At 36.9% G+C, this 19,444-nt stretch carries 11 protein-coding genes; 8 read left to right on the top strand and 3 right to left on the bottom strand.

All coding sequences use genetic code 11. The features are described 5' to 3' along the window. Positions 1 to 182 precede the first annotated feature (182 nt). The 4 genes from NXS11_RS09275 (at position 183) to NXS11_RS09260 (ending at position 4,643) form a co-directional block, all read left to right on the top strand. On the top strand, positions 183 to 1,601 hold the full coding sequence (locus NXS11_RS09275; RefSeq protein WP_259200725.1) for a phosphate--AMP phosphotransferase: 1,419 nt from the start codon (positions 183 to 185) through the stop codon (positions 1,599 to 1,601). A gap of 109 nt (positions 1,602 to 1,710) precedes the next feature. Further along, on the top strand, positions 1,711 to 2,607 hold the full coding sequence (locus NXS11_RS09270; RefSeq protein ID WP_259200724.1) for an alpha/beta fold hydrolase: 897 nt from the start codon (positions 1,711 to 1,713) through the stop codon (positions 2,605 to 2,607). Positions 2,608 to 2,770: 163 nt separating this feature from the next. Next, complete coding sequence (locus tag NXS11_RS09265) at positions 2,771 to 3,385, top strand: cyclase family protein (protein ID WP_259200723.1); 615 nt, start codon at positions 2,771 to 2,773, stop codon at positions 3,383 to 3,385. Between the two features lie 43 nt (positions 3,386 to 3,428). Further along, positions 3,429 to 4,643: a Bcr/CflA family efflux MFS transporter gene (locus tag NXS11_RS09260; RefSeq protein WP_259200722.1), complete on the top strand. Its 1,215-nt coding sequence runs from the start codon at positions 3,429 to 3,431 to the stop codon at positions 4,641 to 4,643. A 51-nt stretch (positions 4,644 to 4,694) separates the two neighbouring features. Here the strand turns inward: NXS11_RS09260 and NXS11_RS09255 are convergent, their stop codons facing one another. Further along, positions 4,695 to 4,901 carry a hypothetical protein gene (locus tag NXS11_RS09255; protein ID WP_259200721.1) on the bottom strand — a complete coding sequence of 69 codons (207 nt, stop codon included), beginning with the start codon at positions 4,899 to 4,901 and terminating at the stop codon, positions 4,695 to 4,697. Positions 4,902 to 5,123: 222 nt separating this feature from the next. On the opposite strand from NXS11_RS09255, the gene NXS11_RS09250 reads away from it, so the two are divergent. The 3 genes from NXS11_RS09250 to NXS11_RS09240 all read left to right on the top strand — a co-directional run bounded on the left by NXS11_RS09250 (position 5,124) and on the right by NXS11_RS09240 (position 11,277). Next, complete coding sequence (locus NXS11_RS09250; RefSeq protein ID WP_259200720.1) at positions 5,124 to 8,900, top strand: putative mucin/carbohydrate-binding domain-containing protein; 3,777 nt, start codon at positions 5,124 to 5,126, stop codon at positions 8,898 to 8,900. Between the two features lie 167 nt (positions 8,901 to 9,067). Then, positions 9,068 to 9,949, top strand: a complete 882-nt coding sequence (locus tag NXS11_RS09245; protein ID WP_259200719.1) for an SDR family oxidoreductase — start codon at positions 9,068 to 9,070, stop codon at positions 9,947 to 9,949. A gap of 170 nt (positions 9,950 to 10,119) precedes the next feature. After that, the gene (locus NXS11_RS09240; protein WP_259200718.1) at positions 10,120 to 11,277 is read left to right on the top strand and encodes an FAD/NAD(P)-binding protein; all 1,158 of its coding nucleotides are present in this window, start codon (positions 10,120 to 10,122) and stop codon (positions 11,275 to 11,277) included. A 694-nt stretch (positions 11,278 to 11,971) separates the two neighbouring features. Here NXS11_RS09240 and NXS11_RS09235 read toward each other — a convergent pair. Together NXS11_RS09235 and NXS11_RS09230 are read right to left on the bottom strand one after the other, a co-directional pair. Beyond that, a complete protein-coding gene (locus tag NXS11_RS09235; RefSeq protein ID WP_259200716.1) occupies positions 11,972 to 13,969 on the bottom strand; it encodes a helix-turn-helix transcriptional regulator in 1,998 nt (665 codons plus the stop codon). Between the two features lie 598 nt (positions 13,970 to 14,567). Then, complete coding sequence (locus tag NXS11_RS09230; RefSeq protein ID WP_259200715.1) at positions 14,568 to 15,695, bottom strand: sugar diacid recognition domain-containing protein; 1,128 nt, start codon at positions 15,693 to 15,695, stop codon at positions 14,568 to 14,570. Between the two features lie 442 nt (positions 15,696 to 16,137). Here NXS11_RS09230 and NXS11_RS09225 point away from each other — a divergent pair. After that, positions 16,138 to 19,444 (top strand): Rib/alpha-like domain-containing protein (locus NXS11_RS09225; protein WP_306345066.1); only part of this gene is annotated, 3,307 nt, incomplete at its 3' end.

Genomic DNA, 19,444 nt, shown 5'->3' with positions numbered 1-19,444 from the left:
TGTTTAAAATGAACGCTGTTATTGGGCATTTGTCAAAAGTGCAAAATCATCGTACATTGATTTATTGTTATGTTTCAGTAAGCAGTAAGAAGCATATCTTATTTCAAGTCATCACATTTTTCGTTCTAATATTGATAAGAAGAAATTTCATTCAGTATAATAGAAGTAACAGGGGTGAGAATATGAACGAAAAATTAGAACAATTGCAGTTACAAGCAGCAGAGTTAACGCGTAAAACACATGCACTAGGGATTCCAGTAATGATTGTTTTTGAGGGTGTACCAGCTTCAGGTAAGACACGCCTTGCGAACGAATTATTGCTCACATTGGATGCTAAGTATACACATTTTATTGCCACAAAGACGCCGTCTGATGAAGACTTACGTTACCAATTTTTACAAACATTTTGGGAAACATTGCCATCAAAAGGGGATATTAATATTTATTTCCGCAGTTGGTATGCACATTATATCGACTATAAAGTACATCATATCAAGCAAGAGGTATTGAAAGATTATGATACCCTATACCACGATATTCAGGCATTTGAGGATATGTTGATAAATGATCAGCATGAAGTCATTAAATATTATATCGATATAGATGAAGAAAAGCGTCAAGAACATATTGCACAGATGAAAGATAATCCACTGACGAATTGGAAAGCACAAGAATATGAAGACGTTGTTCCAGCAGATGTTTATCAAGATTCGTTTGCTACGTTATTAGATAAGAGTTGGAAAGTGATTGATTATACAGAACGTGAAGTAGCTGTTGAACATATGTATAACCATCTAATTAAGCGTCTGAAAAAAGCGATAAAACGAAAAGAACAAAGCAAACGTGATGTTGATGGTTGTTTTACAGAAGGTTTTGCAACAGATATGTTCAACCCATCGACGACAAAAATTAAGAAGCGCACATATGAAGAAGTTGTAGAATCATTGCAGTTGCGTTTGCGTGAGTTGCAATTTGCCTTGTATGAAAGAAAGATTCCGTTAGTACTTGTTTACGAAGGTATGGATGCGGCAGGTAAAGGCGGTAACATTAAGCGTGTACGCCAGTTGCTCGATCCAACAGGCTATGAAGTGAATACAACGAGTGCCCCAACAGATGTAGAGCTTAACCATCATTATTTATGGCGCTTTGCGAAAGTGATGCCGAAGAGTGGGCATATTAGCATCTTTGACCGTAGTTGGTATGGACGTGTACTTGTTGAGCGTGTAGAAGGTTTTGCGACACGTGATGAATGGTCGCGTGCGTATGAGGAGATTAATACGTTCGAAAAGATGTGGACGCATGATGGCGCTATTGTCTTGAAGTTTTTCTTATCATTGGATAAAGATGAACAATTGAAGCGTTTTGAGGATCGCCAAAAAGACCCGAACAAACAATGGAAGATTACTGATGAAGATTGGCGAAATCGTGAGAAGTGGGATGTATACTTGGAAGCGAGTCACGATATGATTGTTAAGACAGATACACCATATGCCCCATGGTTGATTGTGCCAGCAGATCATAAGAAAACGGCACGTATTCAAGTGTTGAAATATATTATCCAAAAGTGTGAGGAAAAGTTATGGGGTGTCAAACAATATTAAAAATTACAGCTATAGTAGCATTCTCAAAGTGACGTATATCTACTATAATATATACATGTAATATATTTATCGGAAATAGATTATATATAGAATGGTATGAGGATAGTTTATGTCACTAAACAATTATGAACAAACGATTATGACATTAGTAGACCATGACAACACACAACTCGAAGTTGTGACGATGGGAGATAGCAAGTCAGACCGTGCTGTTGTATTGATTCATGGTGCAATTATGACATATAAGATTATGACGGTTTTTGCTAAGTATTTACACGGTGTACGCTTGATTTTCATCAATTGCCCTGGACGTGGTGAGAGTACAGAACTAGATCGCATGTCTCATAGTTTAGTCGATTATGCAACGCGAATTAATGAAGCGCTTGTATCAATCGTGAACGATGCAAAGATTCAAGAAATGGCTATTATCGGCTACTCAATGGGTGGTTTGATTGCCACAAAACTTGCTGCTTATAACACGTTGCCAATCAAACATTTGGTGTATTTGAATAGTGCGGCTAAGATTGACTTCAAAGAATTACGTATATCCAAGCTTTTGATGGAATTGGTCAAAGATATGAATTCCGATAACCAAGATGGGATGATTAAAAGCATTCCTGAGCTTATATTAGATCAAGGTATTTCAAAAAAGCAGCAAAACACATTTAACTTTACAGAGTACTTTGCACCAGTTGATGCGATGGTCACTGATTTGTTGTATACATTGCGTTCAGATTATCTTGCTGACTTGGATGAGATTGCACAAATGCCTGATGTACTTTTTCTTTTAGGAGAAGATGACGTTATTTTTCCTAACAAAGACTCCAAAGAAACGATGGAAAAGTTTGAGGCATTAGGCGCGAATGTGCGCAGTGTTATTTATCCAGAAGTTGGGCATCTCGATTTCTTGCGCGTGTTGGATAAGCCACATGATGGTGAATTACGTAGTATTGAATCGAATATTAATGAGTGGCTTAGTATTGAGGAATCAGATGTAACAGAGTAATGAACGATAGATAGGGCGTGGCAATAAAGTCGAACAACAGATTTTATTGTCATGCCTTATTTTTTATGGCATATTTTGCAATTATCATAGAAGTTTATGTTGTCAATAATTGCTCTGGCAGTTACTCTTATACATAAGACAATTGGTAGGAGGAGTGATGATAATGTGGATCGATATTACACACACGCTATCTGATGCAATTGCCCCATGGCCGGGAGATACGCCATTTGCATTGCGTTTCTTCTCAACAAAAGATGACAATGGTGTTGCGAATATTGGCGAAATCTCTGGTAGTAATCATATAGGTACACATATCGATGCGGCAAAACATGTAGCGAATGACGGCTGGACGGTAGATCAACTTGATATACAACGTCTGATTGGCGATGCGACAATATTGACGTTTACAGAGACAACAACAATCACCCGAGATGATTTACAGCAATGTTCGATAAAAGGAACGATTGTATTGTTGAAGACACGCAATATCGCAAATCCTATGGTGTTTCCGTCTGACATCACAACATTAACAAGTGATGCCATTGATTACTTAGCAAATCTTGGTGTACAAGTATTAGGTGTTGATGTACCTTCAGTAGATCCGATTAATTCAGAAACGTTAGATAACCATCATCGTTTGGTACAGCATCACATGTATCATCTTGAAAACTTATGCTTAGACGATGTTACCGATGGATACTATCGTTTTATTGGTTTACCGCTTAAAATTAAGGGTGCTGATGCAGCTTATATACGTGCGGTTGTTGAAAAAAAGTAAGATAAAAGCTTTGACATTATAGAGAGATATGGAGAAAAGTTATATGACAAAGACAAAGTTAGATTTATCTCATTTATCATTTATTATTTTATTAGGGGCGATGACAGCGTTTGGTCCGATGTTATCAGATATGTATAGCCCTGCATTACCATTGGTTCAACAAGATCTAGGTACGTCGACATCCCAAGTTCAATTAACCTTATCTATTGCGATGATTGGAATTGCATTTGGGCAGTTTATCTTTGGTGTGATTGCTGATCGCGTACCTCGTAAAACATTAGTATTAACAATTTTAGCGTTAGTCATGATTGCTTCATTAGCCAGTGCGTTGAGTAGTAGTGTGAGTCTATTTATTATGGCGCGCCTTGTACAAGGGCTTGCAGGTGGTGGTGCGATTGTGATTGCACGTGCAACAGTTGGTGAATTGTATCAAGGCGAAATATTGAGCCGCTTCTTTACAGCATTGATGGTTGTAAATGGTATTATCTCTATTTTAGCACCATTAGTGAGTGCGCTTATATTAACAGTGACTGAATGGAGAGGGATCTTTGTAGCATTGGCAGTTATTGGTGCGGTGATGTTTTTAGCCGTACTCACGCACCCAAAGATGAAGACATTGAATGCAACATATCAAACGCATGATAACTTTGGAGATATTTTCAAAGATTTTGGACGTCTACTAAAAACGCCACACTTTTTAGTCCCAATGTTTTTACAAGGCGTTACATATGTGATGATTTTTAGCTATGGCGCAGGTGCACCATTCATCACACAAAATGTCTATGGATTATCGCCACAAAATTTTAGTATGCTAATGGTATTAACAGGTATTGGTTTGATTATTTCGAGTCAAGTGGCGAATATTTTATTACGCTTCTTCAATCAGTTGAGTGTGTTAGCTGGATTGATTGTTGTACAAGTGTTAGGCGCTGCGTTAGTAGTTGTAGTGTTATTATGCCATTTACCATTACCGGTTCTAATCGGAGGCTTTATACTGTGTGTGGCGCCGGTGACAGGCATTGGGCCAATTGCATTTTCACTCGCTATGCAAGCACGTACTGGTGGGAGTGGTAGTGCATCAAGTTTACTTGGATTGTTCCAATTTGTGCTTGGTAGTTCTATTGCACCATTGATTGGGATACAAGGGCCTGAAAGCGTTGTGCCATATAGCATCGTATTAAGTGTAACAATGATTTTATTACTCGTGTTGATGGTGCTCACTCGTATTTTATTAAAACCCGCACTGAATAAAGAATAGATAAAAGCCATATACTTTGACGAGATAAGTCAAAATATATGGCTTTTTCATTTACAGCAGGTCAGAAGGCATAATCTCTTCTAACTCAAAGTTTTCAATGGCTTGCATTGTTTTACTATTCAAGAATTGTTGAACAGGCTCTTGCCTCATTAAATAATCTTTACTTTCTGTGATGGACATGGGCTTATCTTGTGCTAAGTAGTTTGCCACAAGTACCATAAGTCCAAGTGCAAGGATGACTCTCCCAATTAAACGCATAATTGTCACTTCCTTTCTATGATGTGAATTTATTCTACGCGATATGGGGTTCAATTACATTAGTCTAGAGTAGCGAAAATATATCAAACTTTAGATGTAACTTGCTAAATTTTACAAAATAATCATATAAATCATCATACTTGCATCGTTTTATTCATAAAATGCGGGTGTTTTGGTAACATATCATTATAATACTATGAATGAATATTAATGTGGAAAGGGATGATAGAAAAGGTGGAGTTTGAAAGAAGAAGTCAGTATGGACTGCGTAAATTAAATATCGGAATGGTATCAGTTGTTTTCGGTACATTATTATGGATAGGGCATTCTAGCAATGTGCAAGCAGCGGAAGATGAAGGAATAACAAATATTTCAAATCAACCAGAGACAACGGCTAATACATCTAATAACGAAGCGGCTGAACCTCATCAAGAAGACGTAGCAAATACGGCAGTGTCAACAGAGCGCTCGAATGTATCGTCAGTGGAAGCACCAAGTAATGATTTGCAGGGGGCAACAAGTAGCACAGCAATAGAAACAGAGAGACAAGATAATGGGATAGAACGAAGCGACACACCAGACGAGATAAGTCCTTCAACAGGGTTTCGTAGCGCAAATGACACACATGTATCAATGGATATGGAACCTAAAGTACGTGAACAACTAGTAGATGGTGAGACACAACGTATTTATCAGAAACCGGTAGCAGTACTGAAAAATTCAAATAGTGCCCAGTCTATGGGAATGCAACGTGGCACGTATCAAGCGAGAGATAGCTTAGGAATTATTGTTCCAGCGAATACCAAGCTATACATTCAGCAAGCGGGGGCTGAGAGGTCGACAGATTTGCGTGTGAGTTTGATGACGAATGATGGTCACTACAACAAAAACAAAGTGATTCCGAAAACAGGGGAATGGGTGTCTATTGAGACAGGAATAGATAGTGCGGCATTTGTCTATATGCCAAGAGGACTTACGTATTTACCGAATGTAGTATATTATGTTGAGCAGCAAAAAGACAAAGCATTACCGACATATCGAAAAGGTCAAAATCAAGCAGCTTTTGAGCAGCAGTGGATTGATCAAGATTCAGCCTATGCGTATGTGGATGGTACGCATCATGCAATGTTAATACCACGTCAGGATAGAGAACATGTTCTATCAATGAAAACACAAACAAATAAAGCATCATTTAAGTCATTAGATGAGATGATAGACTATTATGAAGATGTGATCAGTCATTACAATCAATGGACAGGATTTGTTGATGATGCGATGTCAGTTAACTTTAACATTGGGAATAAATACTTTATTGTAGCGAATAAAAATGGCTTTGGTGCTGCCTATTGGTCTACAGATCATACAGGGACGAATAGTCCGTCCATTGCACCTTATTTACAACGTGGTTGGTTAGTGCTACACGAGATTGGCCATGGCTATGATGGTTGGATGAAGCAAGATGATCGTATGGGATTAGGCGAAGTTATCAACAATGTCTTGGCAAATCAATATGAGCAAACCATTCAGCACGAACAAAATGGCTGGTTGTATGGTAAAAATCAACAAGGGTTTCAGCAAGATATTCATGAAAAATTGCTATCATCAAACAATAAGTTGGAATTCAGTACGAGTGGCTTCAAAGGCAAATTAGATTTTATGACGCGTTTAGTTAGGTTGACGGGGATTGATGGTATGACACGTATGTACCAAGCGATAAGAGAACAAGCAGCACAAGGGAATACTGCAGTTGATGTACCTAAATGGGTGGCTAAAGATTGGTTAGCAGCACAGGGCGTGAATGGCTTGGCATATTTTGATCTGTATAATATTGACATTTCACGTCTTTTGAGAGACGAAGTGAATGCGTTTCGTCACTCATATGCTTATCCGTTAGCAATGCTTATTGAAGATGAGATAGAACGTCAAAAGTATATGGATCGTCTAGGTTTGGCGACAGCATACGAGCTAGTGAAATCAATAGACCTTAAAGATACACGTATTCAGACACAAGCAACTGTACACATGAATCTGCAAGGGCAACAACTTCGTGACAATGCGCAAGTTGTGTTGTTAGATGGGAATGAAAAAGTTGCAGAAGCGGTAGTTAATAATGGAATAGCACAATTTAAACATTTGCGTGTAGGTGTGTATCAAATAGTAGCCCCTGCAACATTGAATAATGGGCTACCAGAGCATGCGTATCTTGTAGTGCGTGAAAATGGTTCTAATCAAATCACTTTAAACTATCCATCAAGTGCGCAACCGCAACAATTCGTTTCACAACAAATTCTTTTGAAAGGACTTGGAGATGAGGTGTTTGCGCGCATGGTATATAAACCGCAAACGGGATATTTAAATTACCAAGAATATGCCAAAAAACCACATGAATATTTTTCTGATGAATATGCGCATGTGACTGTGCGTACCCGTGATGGTCGAGTGCTAGTAGACAAATCTATGATAGGTAATCAATCAGGTGAAGCAGTAACTATGTATCGAAAGTTACAAGTAGGAGATACAATCACTGTGACACATCGAGAGCCTCGTCAACGTCGTGTCGTTCAACGTATTGAAACGGGTGAAACAGTTGCAATGAAAGATGCGGATATGCAAACAGTCACTTATACACTGACGGATAAAGGTTTTATTGTGAATAATGAAACACAACAAGATGCAAATAGACGCTATGTTCAAACATTAGAAAAAGATGTGGAAGCTTGGTTAGCAAAGAAGGAATCACTCCCTGAAAGTGATATGCGTGTGCCGCTGTATCGACTTGTTCAAGCACTTCAGTTAGTTCATAGTCCGGAGAGTGAACGTCTGATTGCACGTTTGACTCCATACTTAGATCCACAGACACGTTTGGCATCACCGTATATCGAGGACGTTCGATATGGCGCGGGGCAGCTTCAAGGGACATCTGTAGCACGCGCTTCGTTAATGGTGACAGTACCATCAGGACAGACTTACCAAGTGACTGCTGATAATAACGGTAAATGGTCATTGGAACTTAGAGAGACTGAAAGGTTGAATATGTCAGGAGAAGTGACAGTTCAAGCGTACAAAGAAGGGTATAAACTTTCAGAGCTTGTACGTCAGACAATTGTGATGCCGCCTCCACCGTCAACGCCAGAGTTTGAACAGTTTGATGAAGTAAGAAATCGCATATTGGGGCATAGTGATGCGGGAGTACGTGTACAAGTTGGCTTGCCTAATGGTCAGATGTATACAGTACAAGCTGATGAACATGGGGCATGGTATATAACGTTGCCTGAAACTGTCGAATTACAGAATCAAGATATTGTGCGAGCTGTAGCATTGGATAAGGCTGGTCAAGTCTCAGATAGTGCACAGTTACAGATTAAGAGATTAAACGATGAAGCGCATACAATTGAGACACCGGTCGATAACGAAGTGAATGATGCTACACACAGTACAACATCACAGACGATAACGCCACCAGTGTCCATTGATGACAAACCCGTAACAACAGACGAGAACACTGAATCACTCGATGCTGAAATGCAACATTCAGATGTGGTTGAGGAGTCTGTCATAACGGCGGAACAGCCACCAGTAACGAAAACAAACATGAAACAACCGATTATAGCGTCAACTGGCGTCGTTATAGATTTGAAATCGCGTGTTCAAAAGGCACATTTGACGAAGGGTAACTCAGTAAGTTCATCATGGTATCAGTTAAAAGACGTTGGAATAAACGATAAGACTCCAATGATAATGACGAAAGAGCCACAAGAGATAAGCACGAAATATTTACGTAACCATACTGTTAATGATGAAAGGGCGTACCATGCATTGACGCAACAGCTAGATGATAAGTTGTCAAACAATCAAAAGGTATTGTTACCTGAGACAGGAAGACATGAAGGTGTCATATCGTCTCAACTGCATACAATTGGTAGCTGGTTAATTAGTATGTTGGGTGCACTGATAATTTTGGGCAGATTTAAATGGAATGCCAAAAAGCAGAGTGAATAATAAATATTTTATATCAGTAACGATTGTGAACATTTATCAAGTTATTTGGTATTCGTGTTGATGATTGCTGCAGTTATGCACTGACTCAGGAAGACAATTTACTTTGTTTTTCTGAGTTTTTTTGGTACGTTGAGCATGAACAATCAATTGAGAAATGAGGTTTTAGTATGTCAAACAAAAATCCATTAACACAATATTTTCATGACACATATGAACAACAATTACAACCTTATCCAGGGATTCAACGAGATATGACACCCGTACCAGATTGCGGTGAAACATCATACCGCGGTGCTGAGAAGTTGGTAGGCAAAAAAGCACTTGTAACAGGTGGTGATTCAGGTATTGGGCGTGCAGCTGCAATTGCTTATGCGAAAGAAGGCGCAGACGTGGCAATTGCATATCACCCAGATGAACAAGTAGACGCAGAAGAAGTGAAGCAAGTGATTGAAGCAGCTGGGCAAAAGGCGGTGTTATTACCAGGAGACTTACGTGTTGCAGATTATGCACGTCAAATGGTTAAAGATGCCTACGATCAGCTAGGTGGTTTAGATATCCTTGTATTGAATGCAGGAATGCAAAGCTTTGAATATGATATTCAAAAGTTAGACCCAAAACAATTAACAGATACATTTGAAGTGAATGTTTTTTCAACGGTATATTCAATTCAAGAGGCGCTTAATTATCTAGAGGCAGGCGCAAGTATTATCTTAACGTCATCTATCCAAGCGGTAAAACCGAGCCCACATTTATTGGATTATGCAATGACGAAATCATGTAATGTATCATTAGCCAAAGGATTAGCAGCTCAACTTGGGCCTAAAGGTATTCGTGTCAATGCAGTAGCACCTGGGCCAGTTTGGACGCCGTTACAAATATGTGGTGGTCAACCACAAGAGCGCATTCCAAACTTTGGTAAGAATCAACCATTACAACGTGCTGGACAGCCTGTTGAACTTGCGGACATCTATGTCTTACTAGCTTCTGAGAGTGGAAGTTTTATTACAGGACAAGTTTATGGTGTGACAGGTGGTTCACCAATCGTATAATATACGTCCACATCTTATATATGATAAATGTCATCTATCTTAGTTATTAGGTAGATGGCTTTTTTTCGTGCGATTGCGTAATAATGTGAGGAGGTTCAGTCTTGCAATGTAAGGAGACATCCTTTATTATAAAACGTAATTATTTCGATTTACAATAGAGGAGAGATATTATGTACGAATGGCTTATCATCGGTGGTGGCGTGCATGCAACGACAATTGCGCTACAATTACGTTATTTAGGGTTGCCAGCGAAACAGTTAAGAATAGTAGATCCTAATCATGCATTAATGGAAAACTTTAAAATGCAAACAACACGTTTGAGCATGCCATATTTGCGTTCACCACTTGTTCATCATTGTCATCCAGAACCTTTTGATCTGAAAAAATTTGCAAAAAAACATCAATATACACAAGCGATGATGGGACATTATCAACGCCCAAGATTAGATATGTTTTTCGACCACACAGATTATTGGATACAGCGATATGATTTATCATCTTGTCATATTCAGCAACGTGCGAGTGACATTGCGTATAGAGATGGACACTGGCATGTCCGCTTAGACAACGATACACTTTTGACTGCGCAACATGTCATCTTGGCTATGGGAACGCATCATACACCTTATATTCCAGATATGTATGTCAATCAACCAGATGTTCAACATATTCATCAGCCAGATTTTAATACACAAACAACTGCATCACATGTTGTTGGGAGCGGAATTTCAGCTGCACATTTAGTGTTGAAGTTGCTCGCTGAACAGCGCTCAACACCGATTCATTTGTGGTTGAAAAAGCCATTGGAAGTCTTTGATTTTGATGCAGATCCGGGTTGGTTAGGCCCTAAAAATTTACGCGGTTTTCACTGTGAGGAAGATTTGAAACAACGTATTGCTATCAACCGTCATGAACGCCATAAAGGATCGATGCCTAAAGAGATGTATATGAAACTCATGCGTGCTGAAAAAGAAGAGTGCTTAATGATTCACCAAACACCGGTTGATGCACTTGAGGCACACACAATTGTTAGCGATGGGAAGAAAGTAGTCTATGATGGTATTTATTTAGCAACTGGCTTCAAAATAGACTTAATGCAACAGCCACTGATCCAGTCGCTCGTACAGCGTCATGGTGCGAAGTTAGTTGAGGGCTTTCCTGTTATTAATACATCACTCGAATGGTTGCCAAAACTTTTTGTGTCAGGAATGCTTGCTGACCTTGAATTAGGACCGTTTGCACGCAATATTATGGGAGGGCGTATGGCGGCTCAACGTATAGGTGAAGTCTATCGACAAGCTCAAGATAACATCAAGAAAGTGATTTAAAGCAATAAGTGATGTTGATAAAAATAGAGAAGGACATGTCGTGATGTGCGTATAGTTTAAAGTTGGTTCAAGTAAACAGTAGAGAGAAACTATGCATTCCTAGTAGTAAAATTGAACAAGGTGAGTCTTTGGCAAGTTTACTAATCGGAGAGATAAAAGAGCACTTCAGCAGAACTTGTGGCACTACAGAAAAATTTGTTAATGCCTCATTGTAGTACCTTTGCAAAAATGATTATATAAGTAGCAAACTAAAAGTATCAACACATATCAATTAGCTACTGTTCATGTTTGACAACATCAAAAAGCGATTAAGTCCAGTTGCTATTGTTAAAAATTATGATAAAAAAGGCAGTTATGCGATAGAGCATTTTATGTGAAAAAAAGAATATTTTTAATTGGGTTACTTTATTTTATCATTGCTATCATCTCCGTTATAAATAGAAAGACAAAATTATGAATACATATTTAATTTAGCTCAATAAAATGGTAAAGAAAATGGAGTTTAAATAAAACCCAAAAGTAACATTATGTCTGTTTTATTGTGCGAACGACCAAAACGTGGGTGAACGGATAAACGCGTACAATGAGTTCCAATCAGAAAAGTGAAATGAGGTCTGAAATCTTAGTTTGTGAATATATATTAAAATAAGAAGATGCATCTAACAAGTAAAAAAATAACAGATGCATCATTCTCCTATGAGGTATAAAGCGTAATCATGGCAACAGATTTTTTGGGGAGATGTGTTACATAAGCACCATCATTAAAGTCGTGTTCATCCACATTCAAGTGTGGTGTATTACATTGACTCAGTTTATATCTTAGTGAATTTGGGAAATGATGTTTATCTCTAACGCGAGCGCAAATCATACTATCTGCATCGCCGTGGTCACTGTTGAGTATTTCTGTTGAGACAAGTGTTTTTGAAGTAGTATGTTTATCAGGTAGTGTGATATAAAAGACTTGTTCGATTGATTGTGCATTATACAAAAGTAAGTTATAGCTATATTTCGTACGTGTCAAAATATAATTTTCACCATAATAGCATGGATATACAGAGAAGTTAAGCATCATAATACCAAGAAAATAAATAGTTGTTTTATTTTCAATGCTATCAAAGAGTGCGACATGATGTTTTTGTGTCGGTGATTGTATTAGACCAATGGTAGCACCTGCAAGATAAGGTTGAACACTTAATAATTTTTTTAAAAACAAGCCAGTGTTACTCAGAACATCAGGTGTATAAAATACATCATAATTCAAAAAGATTGCCTTATCTTTCTTAATCTGGGTTTTCAAGAATCGATATAAAGATGTTTGTAGCTCACTATATGTTTGTTGTGTTGTAGCTTGATAATGTGTTTTAACTTTCTGGTAATCTAATACGAAATAGTCTGGATTAAGTTCATAGACAGTCTCGTCAATCGAATGACCTTCGAGAAAATAATCTGTAACATCTAAAGCAATCGCAATGCGTATACCATATATATTACGTTTAATACGTTTAATATCATTGACGTTAAAATGTTTTGAATCTAACAATAATAGTAACTTACTGTCATAAAATGGTGCAGCAGGTAGATGCGCACTTTCTAAAAAATGTAAGTCTTCAATTGCTTTAACGACGTAATGATAGCTTTGAATATCGTTTAACTTTATCGCAATAGAGAGCTTCATCTGAAACAACTTTCTCAACTTCAAGATAATCTTTTGCATATTATCTGTGATGATATGTTCAATAGGTTCATTAATATAGATATAAGATGTAGTTTTATAATTCATGAAGTCATTGTAGTAAAAGGTTGGTGTATGGATCATTCTGTCTATATTGTGGTAAAACCCGATGTCAACGAGATTAAAGAACGTCAAGGGAGGTTGGTCAATGGATGTATCATCAATAAAAATCGTTGTTTGATGTGTATCATTAGCTGAGTTAAGATATAAGCGTTTTAGAGTAGACATGTCCGATGTAATGTTCGGTACGTCTAATTCATATTCATCTAATGATAGAGACTTGTATTTTTTGGGTGTTATGCCCATGTATTTTTTGAAATTAATAATGTAGTTTGTTGGACTTGGATAGTGCCAAAATGCTGCAATAGTTTTAATTTTTGTGTCGTCAATTGAGAGTAGTTCTAAAGACTTCGCAATTTTTAGCGAAGCAGTATAGTCATAAAAGTTTATATTTAAATTCTGCTTAAACAGTGTCGATATATAGGATGGTGATACATTGAATTTTTTCGATAACACATCTAATGTAATACGTTCTTGTAAATGATTACGTATATAGTTAATCATTTGATGTAGCATATAATCTATGGAATGTGAACTTGTTGTATGTGTCAGATGTTTAAACCCTTTGAGGATATGTACTATAAGGTTTTGTGCGGGAGATTCATCTTGTTCACCAGCTTGGTAATACTTGAAGAGTAAGAATAAATCAGCGCGCAGTACGTCATGTTCTCGAATCGCAAAGTCAGCACTAAAAATATTGATGTCGATGGCTTTGAATAATCTGCTTGGCAAGAAAAATAACAAAGCATCGTGTGTATTAATTTCATAGAGATCCGATTCGTTAATTAAATAAACTTTTTCGTTGCTATATGTGGTACCTTCCTTTTTAATAACAGTTGCGTCTTGATTGAGTGGTAATACAAGTAGGATACCATCAAAGCAACGAGCAGGTTGCATCATGGGAGTGTCTAAATGATATATTTTTGGGAACACAGTTGTAACCTCCACACGTAATAAAGTTATGTTCATAAAATTTAATCCATATAATCGTATATGTACTATTAAATTTTATATACAATTTTTTTGATTTTGTCAAAAAATAATTGGAAATTAACATTAAAGGTGAAGAAAACATAAAATTAGTAGTAATGAAAGGGTTTTTAATAAAGCAATGTATTGCTATTAATGAGGTTTTGTACGATATAAACATTCTTTTCATAAAATGCGGGTAATAAATTTACCATAATATATATACTATCTTTATATAAGAAAGTGTAAGATTTAATTGTTATCAATTTATAAGAAAGTTGTTTTTAAAGTTATTTTTATAGAAGAAAATGAACAGATGGAAATCTCTAGTTTTTCATGAAAAATATCTCAAGACTTAGAAACAAGAAAATCATTTTGCGAATAAAAAAGTATATATTCTGAAGATGAACGCATGCTAGTTTGTTATATATTACATAAAAAAAGTTGTTAAATTCCTAAAGTGGAAATTAACAACTTTTACTATATGAAATGGTATAATTGTACCTTTATTTTAGTACATGATAAGTGATTAGCGTGTTTTATAGAGATACTGTGCAATGCGCAGTAAAACAATGCCATCTATTGTATTTAAGTCCCAACCAGTGATTTCATGAATTTTTTTAATGCGATAATTTAATGTGTTGCGATGAATGTAAAGATCATTTGCTGTTTTAACAAGCTTACCGTGGTTTCGGAAGTATGCTTCTACTGTTTCATTAAGATATTTATCGCCACCAAAAGAAGCAAGTTTTTTATAGTTTACAATTAATGAAGCTTCTTTGTCAGGAGAATACTTACGGATATTTTGACATATCACTTCGAATTCATAATCTTTATAAGTATAGAGGCCTTCTGTTTGGTTCATTGATAACACCAATTTTCTGAGTGACTGGGCTTCGTTATAAGATTGAATCAAACCTTGAATACCTATGTTGAAATCACCCACAGTAATAAGCGTTCGTTCAAAAATATCTAGAGAGATTGAATGAGCGATAAACTGTTTTAATTCTTCTAGTGTCTTACCACGATTTGAATTTGTTTTAAAAACAAAAAGTAAGTCTTGGGGTGTTAATTCTAGAATGTCATCATCGTAGAGTTGCCAATTGCTGAGCGTGTTTTTAATGGAACGAATCTTTGTTTTGCTAGTTGTATTAATGAATATAGATGCAACAGCTACTTTGGTATTCAAGCCAAGAAAGTCAATGATTTGTTTACGGCTGTAACTATGTGAGGTCATATCTTTATTGAATAGTATATTAGATAACATTTGTGTACGAGATAAAGAGCTTTTAAATTTAGCTGATCGCTCAATTTCTTGCTCGATAATAAATTCTGCAGTAACTTTCAGTAAACGAGAGGATTCTCGTACTTCTTCAGGTGTTCCTGAGATTATAAGTGCTCCATATGTCGTATCTTGATATTCGAAAGGTAAGATAACTGCTGGTGATTTCACCTTCCAAAAATTCATATCTTCTTCTTCTATTTCTATAGGTAGGTTACGTTGAATAGAATGTAGTGCAGCTTGATGTATATCACCAAGCTGACTTGAGTTTGATGATGCAATAATTTGACCGCTTTTATTAACTACTTGCACATCCTTTTTTATAATTGACGCGATTTTTTTAACAACCATTTGTGCCCAATGTTGATTTACCATTTCATTACTGCTCCCTCTGAAAATCCAAATCACCATTTTCTATGATGTTCCCTACATCTGGATTTGACTGGATCATCCTCTTAATACGTATCAATGTGGTTTATCAAATACGATTAACCAAAATTTTTAATTTACGTTAGACAATATATAACACACTTTAAACTTAATATAAATATTAATTATATTTTACCTCTTAATATTGTGCGTTTGAACAAAAATGTCCCAACTTATCTATATATGTTTGTGACTAATTGACACTATAATTGTGATTTTTAAAGCATATTGTCATATTTTTAAATATGCAATTATTATTTTTTATTAGTTTTTTAGAATGAAATAAATAGTCATTAAATTATAAGTTATATGTTAGCATTCTAAGTGTATTGTCCAATATAAATTTAAATTAGATTTGGACATTAATTACTTATAAAGGAGTAATAAAATGGCTAATAAAAAAACCACAAATTCACAGCATTTCGATTTTTTGCCTAACAAGCAAAACAAGTATTCGATTCGCAAATTCGCAGTTGGGACAGCCTCGATTTTAGTTGGGGCAACATTAGTATTTGGTGCGTATAATGATGTACAAGCTGAAGAACTAGATAATAAGGCAACTGAAGATTCAGCTTCAACAGAAGAAGCATCGATAGATGAAAAAACAACAGATGAGGAGACTGCAACAGAAGTAGATAGCCTAGCATCCGAGGAAGAAGCAACTAGCGAAGCGCCTACAGAGACAGATAAAACAACAGAAAAAGCAGCAACAGCAGATAAAGTGGACGATGCAACAGAAGCGGACACATCAGCTGAAGAAGCAACAGATGAAAAAGTGGAAGATACTGTAACAGCACCAGACACATCAGCTGAAGAACTATTAGCCGATACAACACCTGCTGTTGATACACAAGCTACAAGTGCGACAACATCTGCCGCAACAGAACAGCCTGAAAAAGCATCTGCAACTGATATTAAAACAGTAACTGATCAAGCATCAGCAGCGGATTACTTAGCAGCTGAAAAGAATATTTCATCGGAAGAAGCAAACAAAATTGTAAGTAACTTAAACGGTAACTTAACAGATGTAACACCCGAAGCATTACAACAAGCGCTTGTTGATTATTTAGCCAATGAGCAAAATAAGTATAATATTGATGGGACATTAGCAGCTGTACGTGAAGAAACAGCATTAACAAATGAAAATGTTGTGGTTGAGAAGCCATTAGCTACATCAATGTTACGTTCAGTACCAGCAACAGCAACACGCGCTGCAACTACAAATACAACAACACGTGCAGTAGATAGTGCGTTACAACAAGAGGCACAAAAAGACGCAATCTATGCGCCAGGTCAAAAAGGTCAACATCAGGGTTATGAAGGTAAAGCTTGGATTTATAGAGGTGGCAATATCAACAACCCTAATGAAGCTGGTGCTGAACCATTACCAAACACTAAAATTTACTTGCAATGGGTAAATGGCAAAGGTTTTGTATCGCCAGTTTATTACACAATAACAAATCCTGATGGTTCTTATGTATTTGATCTTTCACAACCAATAATCGATAGTACTGGTAAAGAACAAAAATTCCAATTAGCAGGTGATGATAACTTTGCCGTAAGAACTTGGGTAGAAAATCCAGATCCTAAAAAATATAATGTTATTAAACATGGTGACCAAAAATATGGTTTCCATACACGTGTAAGTCGTACAAATGAATCTTGGGATTTTACAGCTGGTATTAACCGTATAGTTAATGGTCAAGTACTAGTTCAAGAAAAAACAAATCAAAATGACTGGTTAATGAAGCCAAAAGATCAGTGGACAACATCGCCAAATGCAGATGGCATCTGGCCGAATGATGGTGCTTACGGTAAAGTATCAGGTACAGTATGGTATGAAACAAATGACCCATCTGGTTCTGACTCACGTGCATGGAAAAAAGACACGTGGGATGTAAATGCAACAGGTGTTAAAGTAGTGGCTTCATACGTTAATGACGAAGTAACACGTCAATTCGATGAGTGGAAAAAGAATAATAAAGGGTATACAATCGAGGATTTTAAAGCTGCACAAGCTGAGATTGTTAAAAAATACCAAGCTGAACATGGTGTAGGTTCTCACATTGCTGAAACAGTAGTAGGTACAGTTGATGAAAAAGGCGAATATTACATTCCGTTCAAAGGTCTATACGGCGTTAGTGCAACACAACAAAATAGTGGTGCGAAAATTTCTCATAAAGTGACAGATGATGAATATGGTCAATTAGTGAAAGATGAAGATGTAGCGCACAATAGTCTTTTACAGTGGAATGGAACTATTGGTCAAAAACATCGACATATTAACTCTGATTACATGTATATCACACCAATGATTGAGGATTATGCAATCTGGGGTAACAACTATCAAAATAATATGTTCACTTCAGCATCTACGGGTGCAGATATTTTTGATGCAAAAATGTTAGCAGCTGCAAACGGAGCGAATCAAAACTTTGCTGCATTAGCACCACAACCAATGCATGATATTTTGGTTTATGATTCTACTGACAACTTTGCGACACCAGGAGATACAGTTGAATCTAAATCAGGTGGTTTATTGCCATCGCATGAATACCAAGTTCAATGGTTTAAAGATGGTGTGGCAATCGGTGATCCAGTTTCTAAAGTCTCTGGCGTAGATGGAACACTTGATTCAGTACCAATTACAGTACCAGCAGACTTAGATAAAAATGCGACATATACATCAGCCATTTTCCTACCAAATACAAAAACAACTGAATTATCTGATGCACTTGCAGTAGATTCATTTACAGCAGTTGTTGATCAAAATATTATTCATGAACCGGCATATAAAGATACAACAGCAAAAGTGGGTGAAAAAGCATCTGTAACACCAACATTTACTAAGAAAAATGGTAATGAAGTTGCGACAAGTGATGTACCATTGGCAACAGATAACCCATTCAAGATTGATCCTAATGCAGAAAATGTTCCTGCGGGTATTAACATCGATCCAAAAACGGGTGAAATCACAATTACACCAACTAAAGACCAGGTGGGCAAAGACTTCACAGTACCAGTTATTGTTACTTATGCAGATGGTACAACCGATACAGTTGAAGCAAAATTTACTGTAAAAGAAGGTACACCTGATGCAGATAAGTATGATCCAAAAGCGACACCAGAAGTAGTAGAAAAAGGTGGCAAAGTCGACCTAACAGACAACGTTGATTTAACAAAACTACCAGAAGGAACAAAAGTTGCAGACGTAACACCAGCTGGAACGATTGATACAAATAAACCAGGTGATTACACAGGAAAAGTAGAAGTAACATATCCAGATGGTTCGAAAGACACAGTAGATGTGCCGGTAACAGTTAAGGCATCACAAGCTGACGAAAACGAACCAAAAGTGACACCAGAAGTGGTAGAAAAAGGTGGCAAAGTCGACCTAACAGACAACGTTGATTTAACAAAACTACCAGAAGGAACAAAAGTTGCAGACGTAACACCAGCTGGAACGATTGATACAAATAAACCAGGTGGTTACACAGGAAAAGTGGAAGTAACATATCCGGATGGTTCAAAAGATACAGTAGATGTGCCGGTAACAGTAAAAGAAGCGGCAAAAACACAAGCTGACGAAAACGAACCAAAAGTAACACCAGAAGTAGTAGAAAAAGGCGGCAAAGTCGACCTAACAGACAACGTTGACTTAACAAAATTACCAGAAGGAACAACAGTTAAAGATG

This window comes from Staphylococcus americanisciuri (assembly GCF_024814435.1).
GTDB classification, from domain to species: Bacteria; Bacillota; Bacilli; order Staphylococcales; family Staphylococcaceae; genus Staphylococcus; species Staphylococcus americanisciuri.
This window is presented reverse-complemented; position numbering and strand designations above follow the sequence as displayed.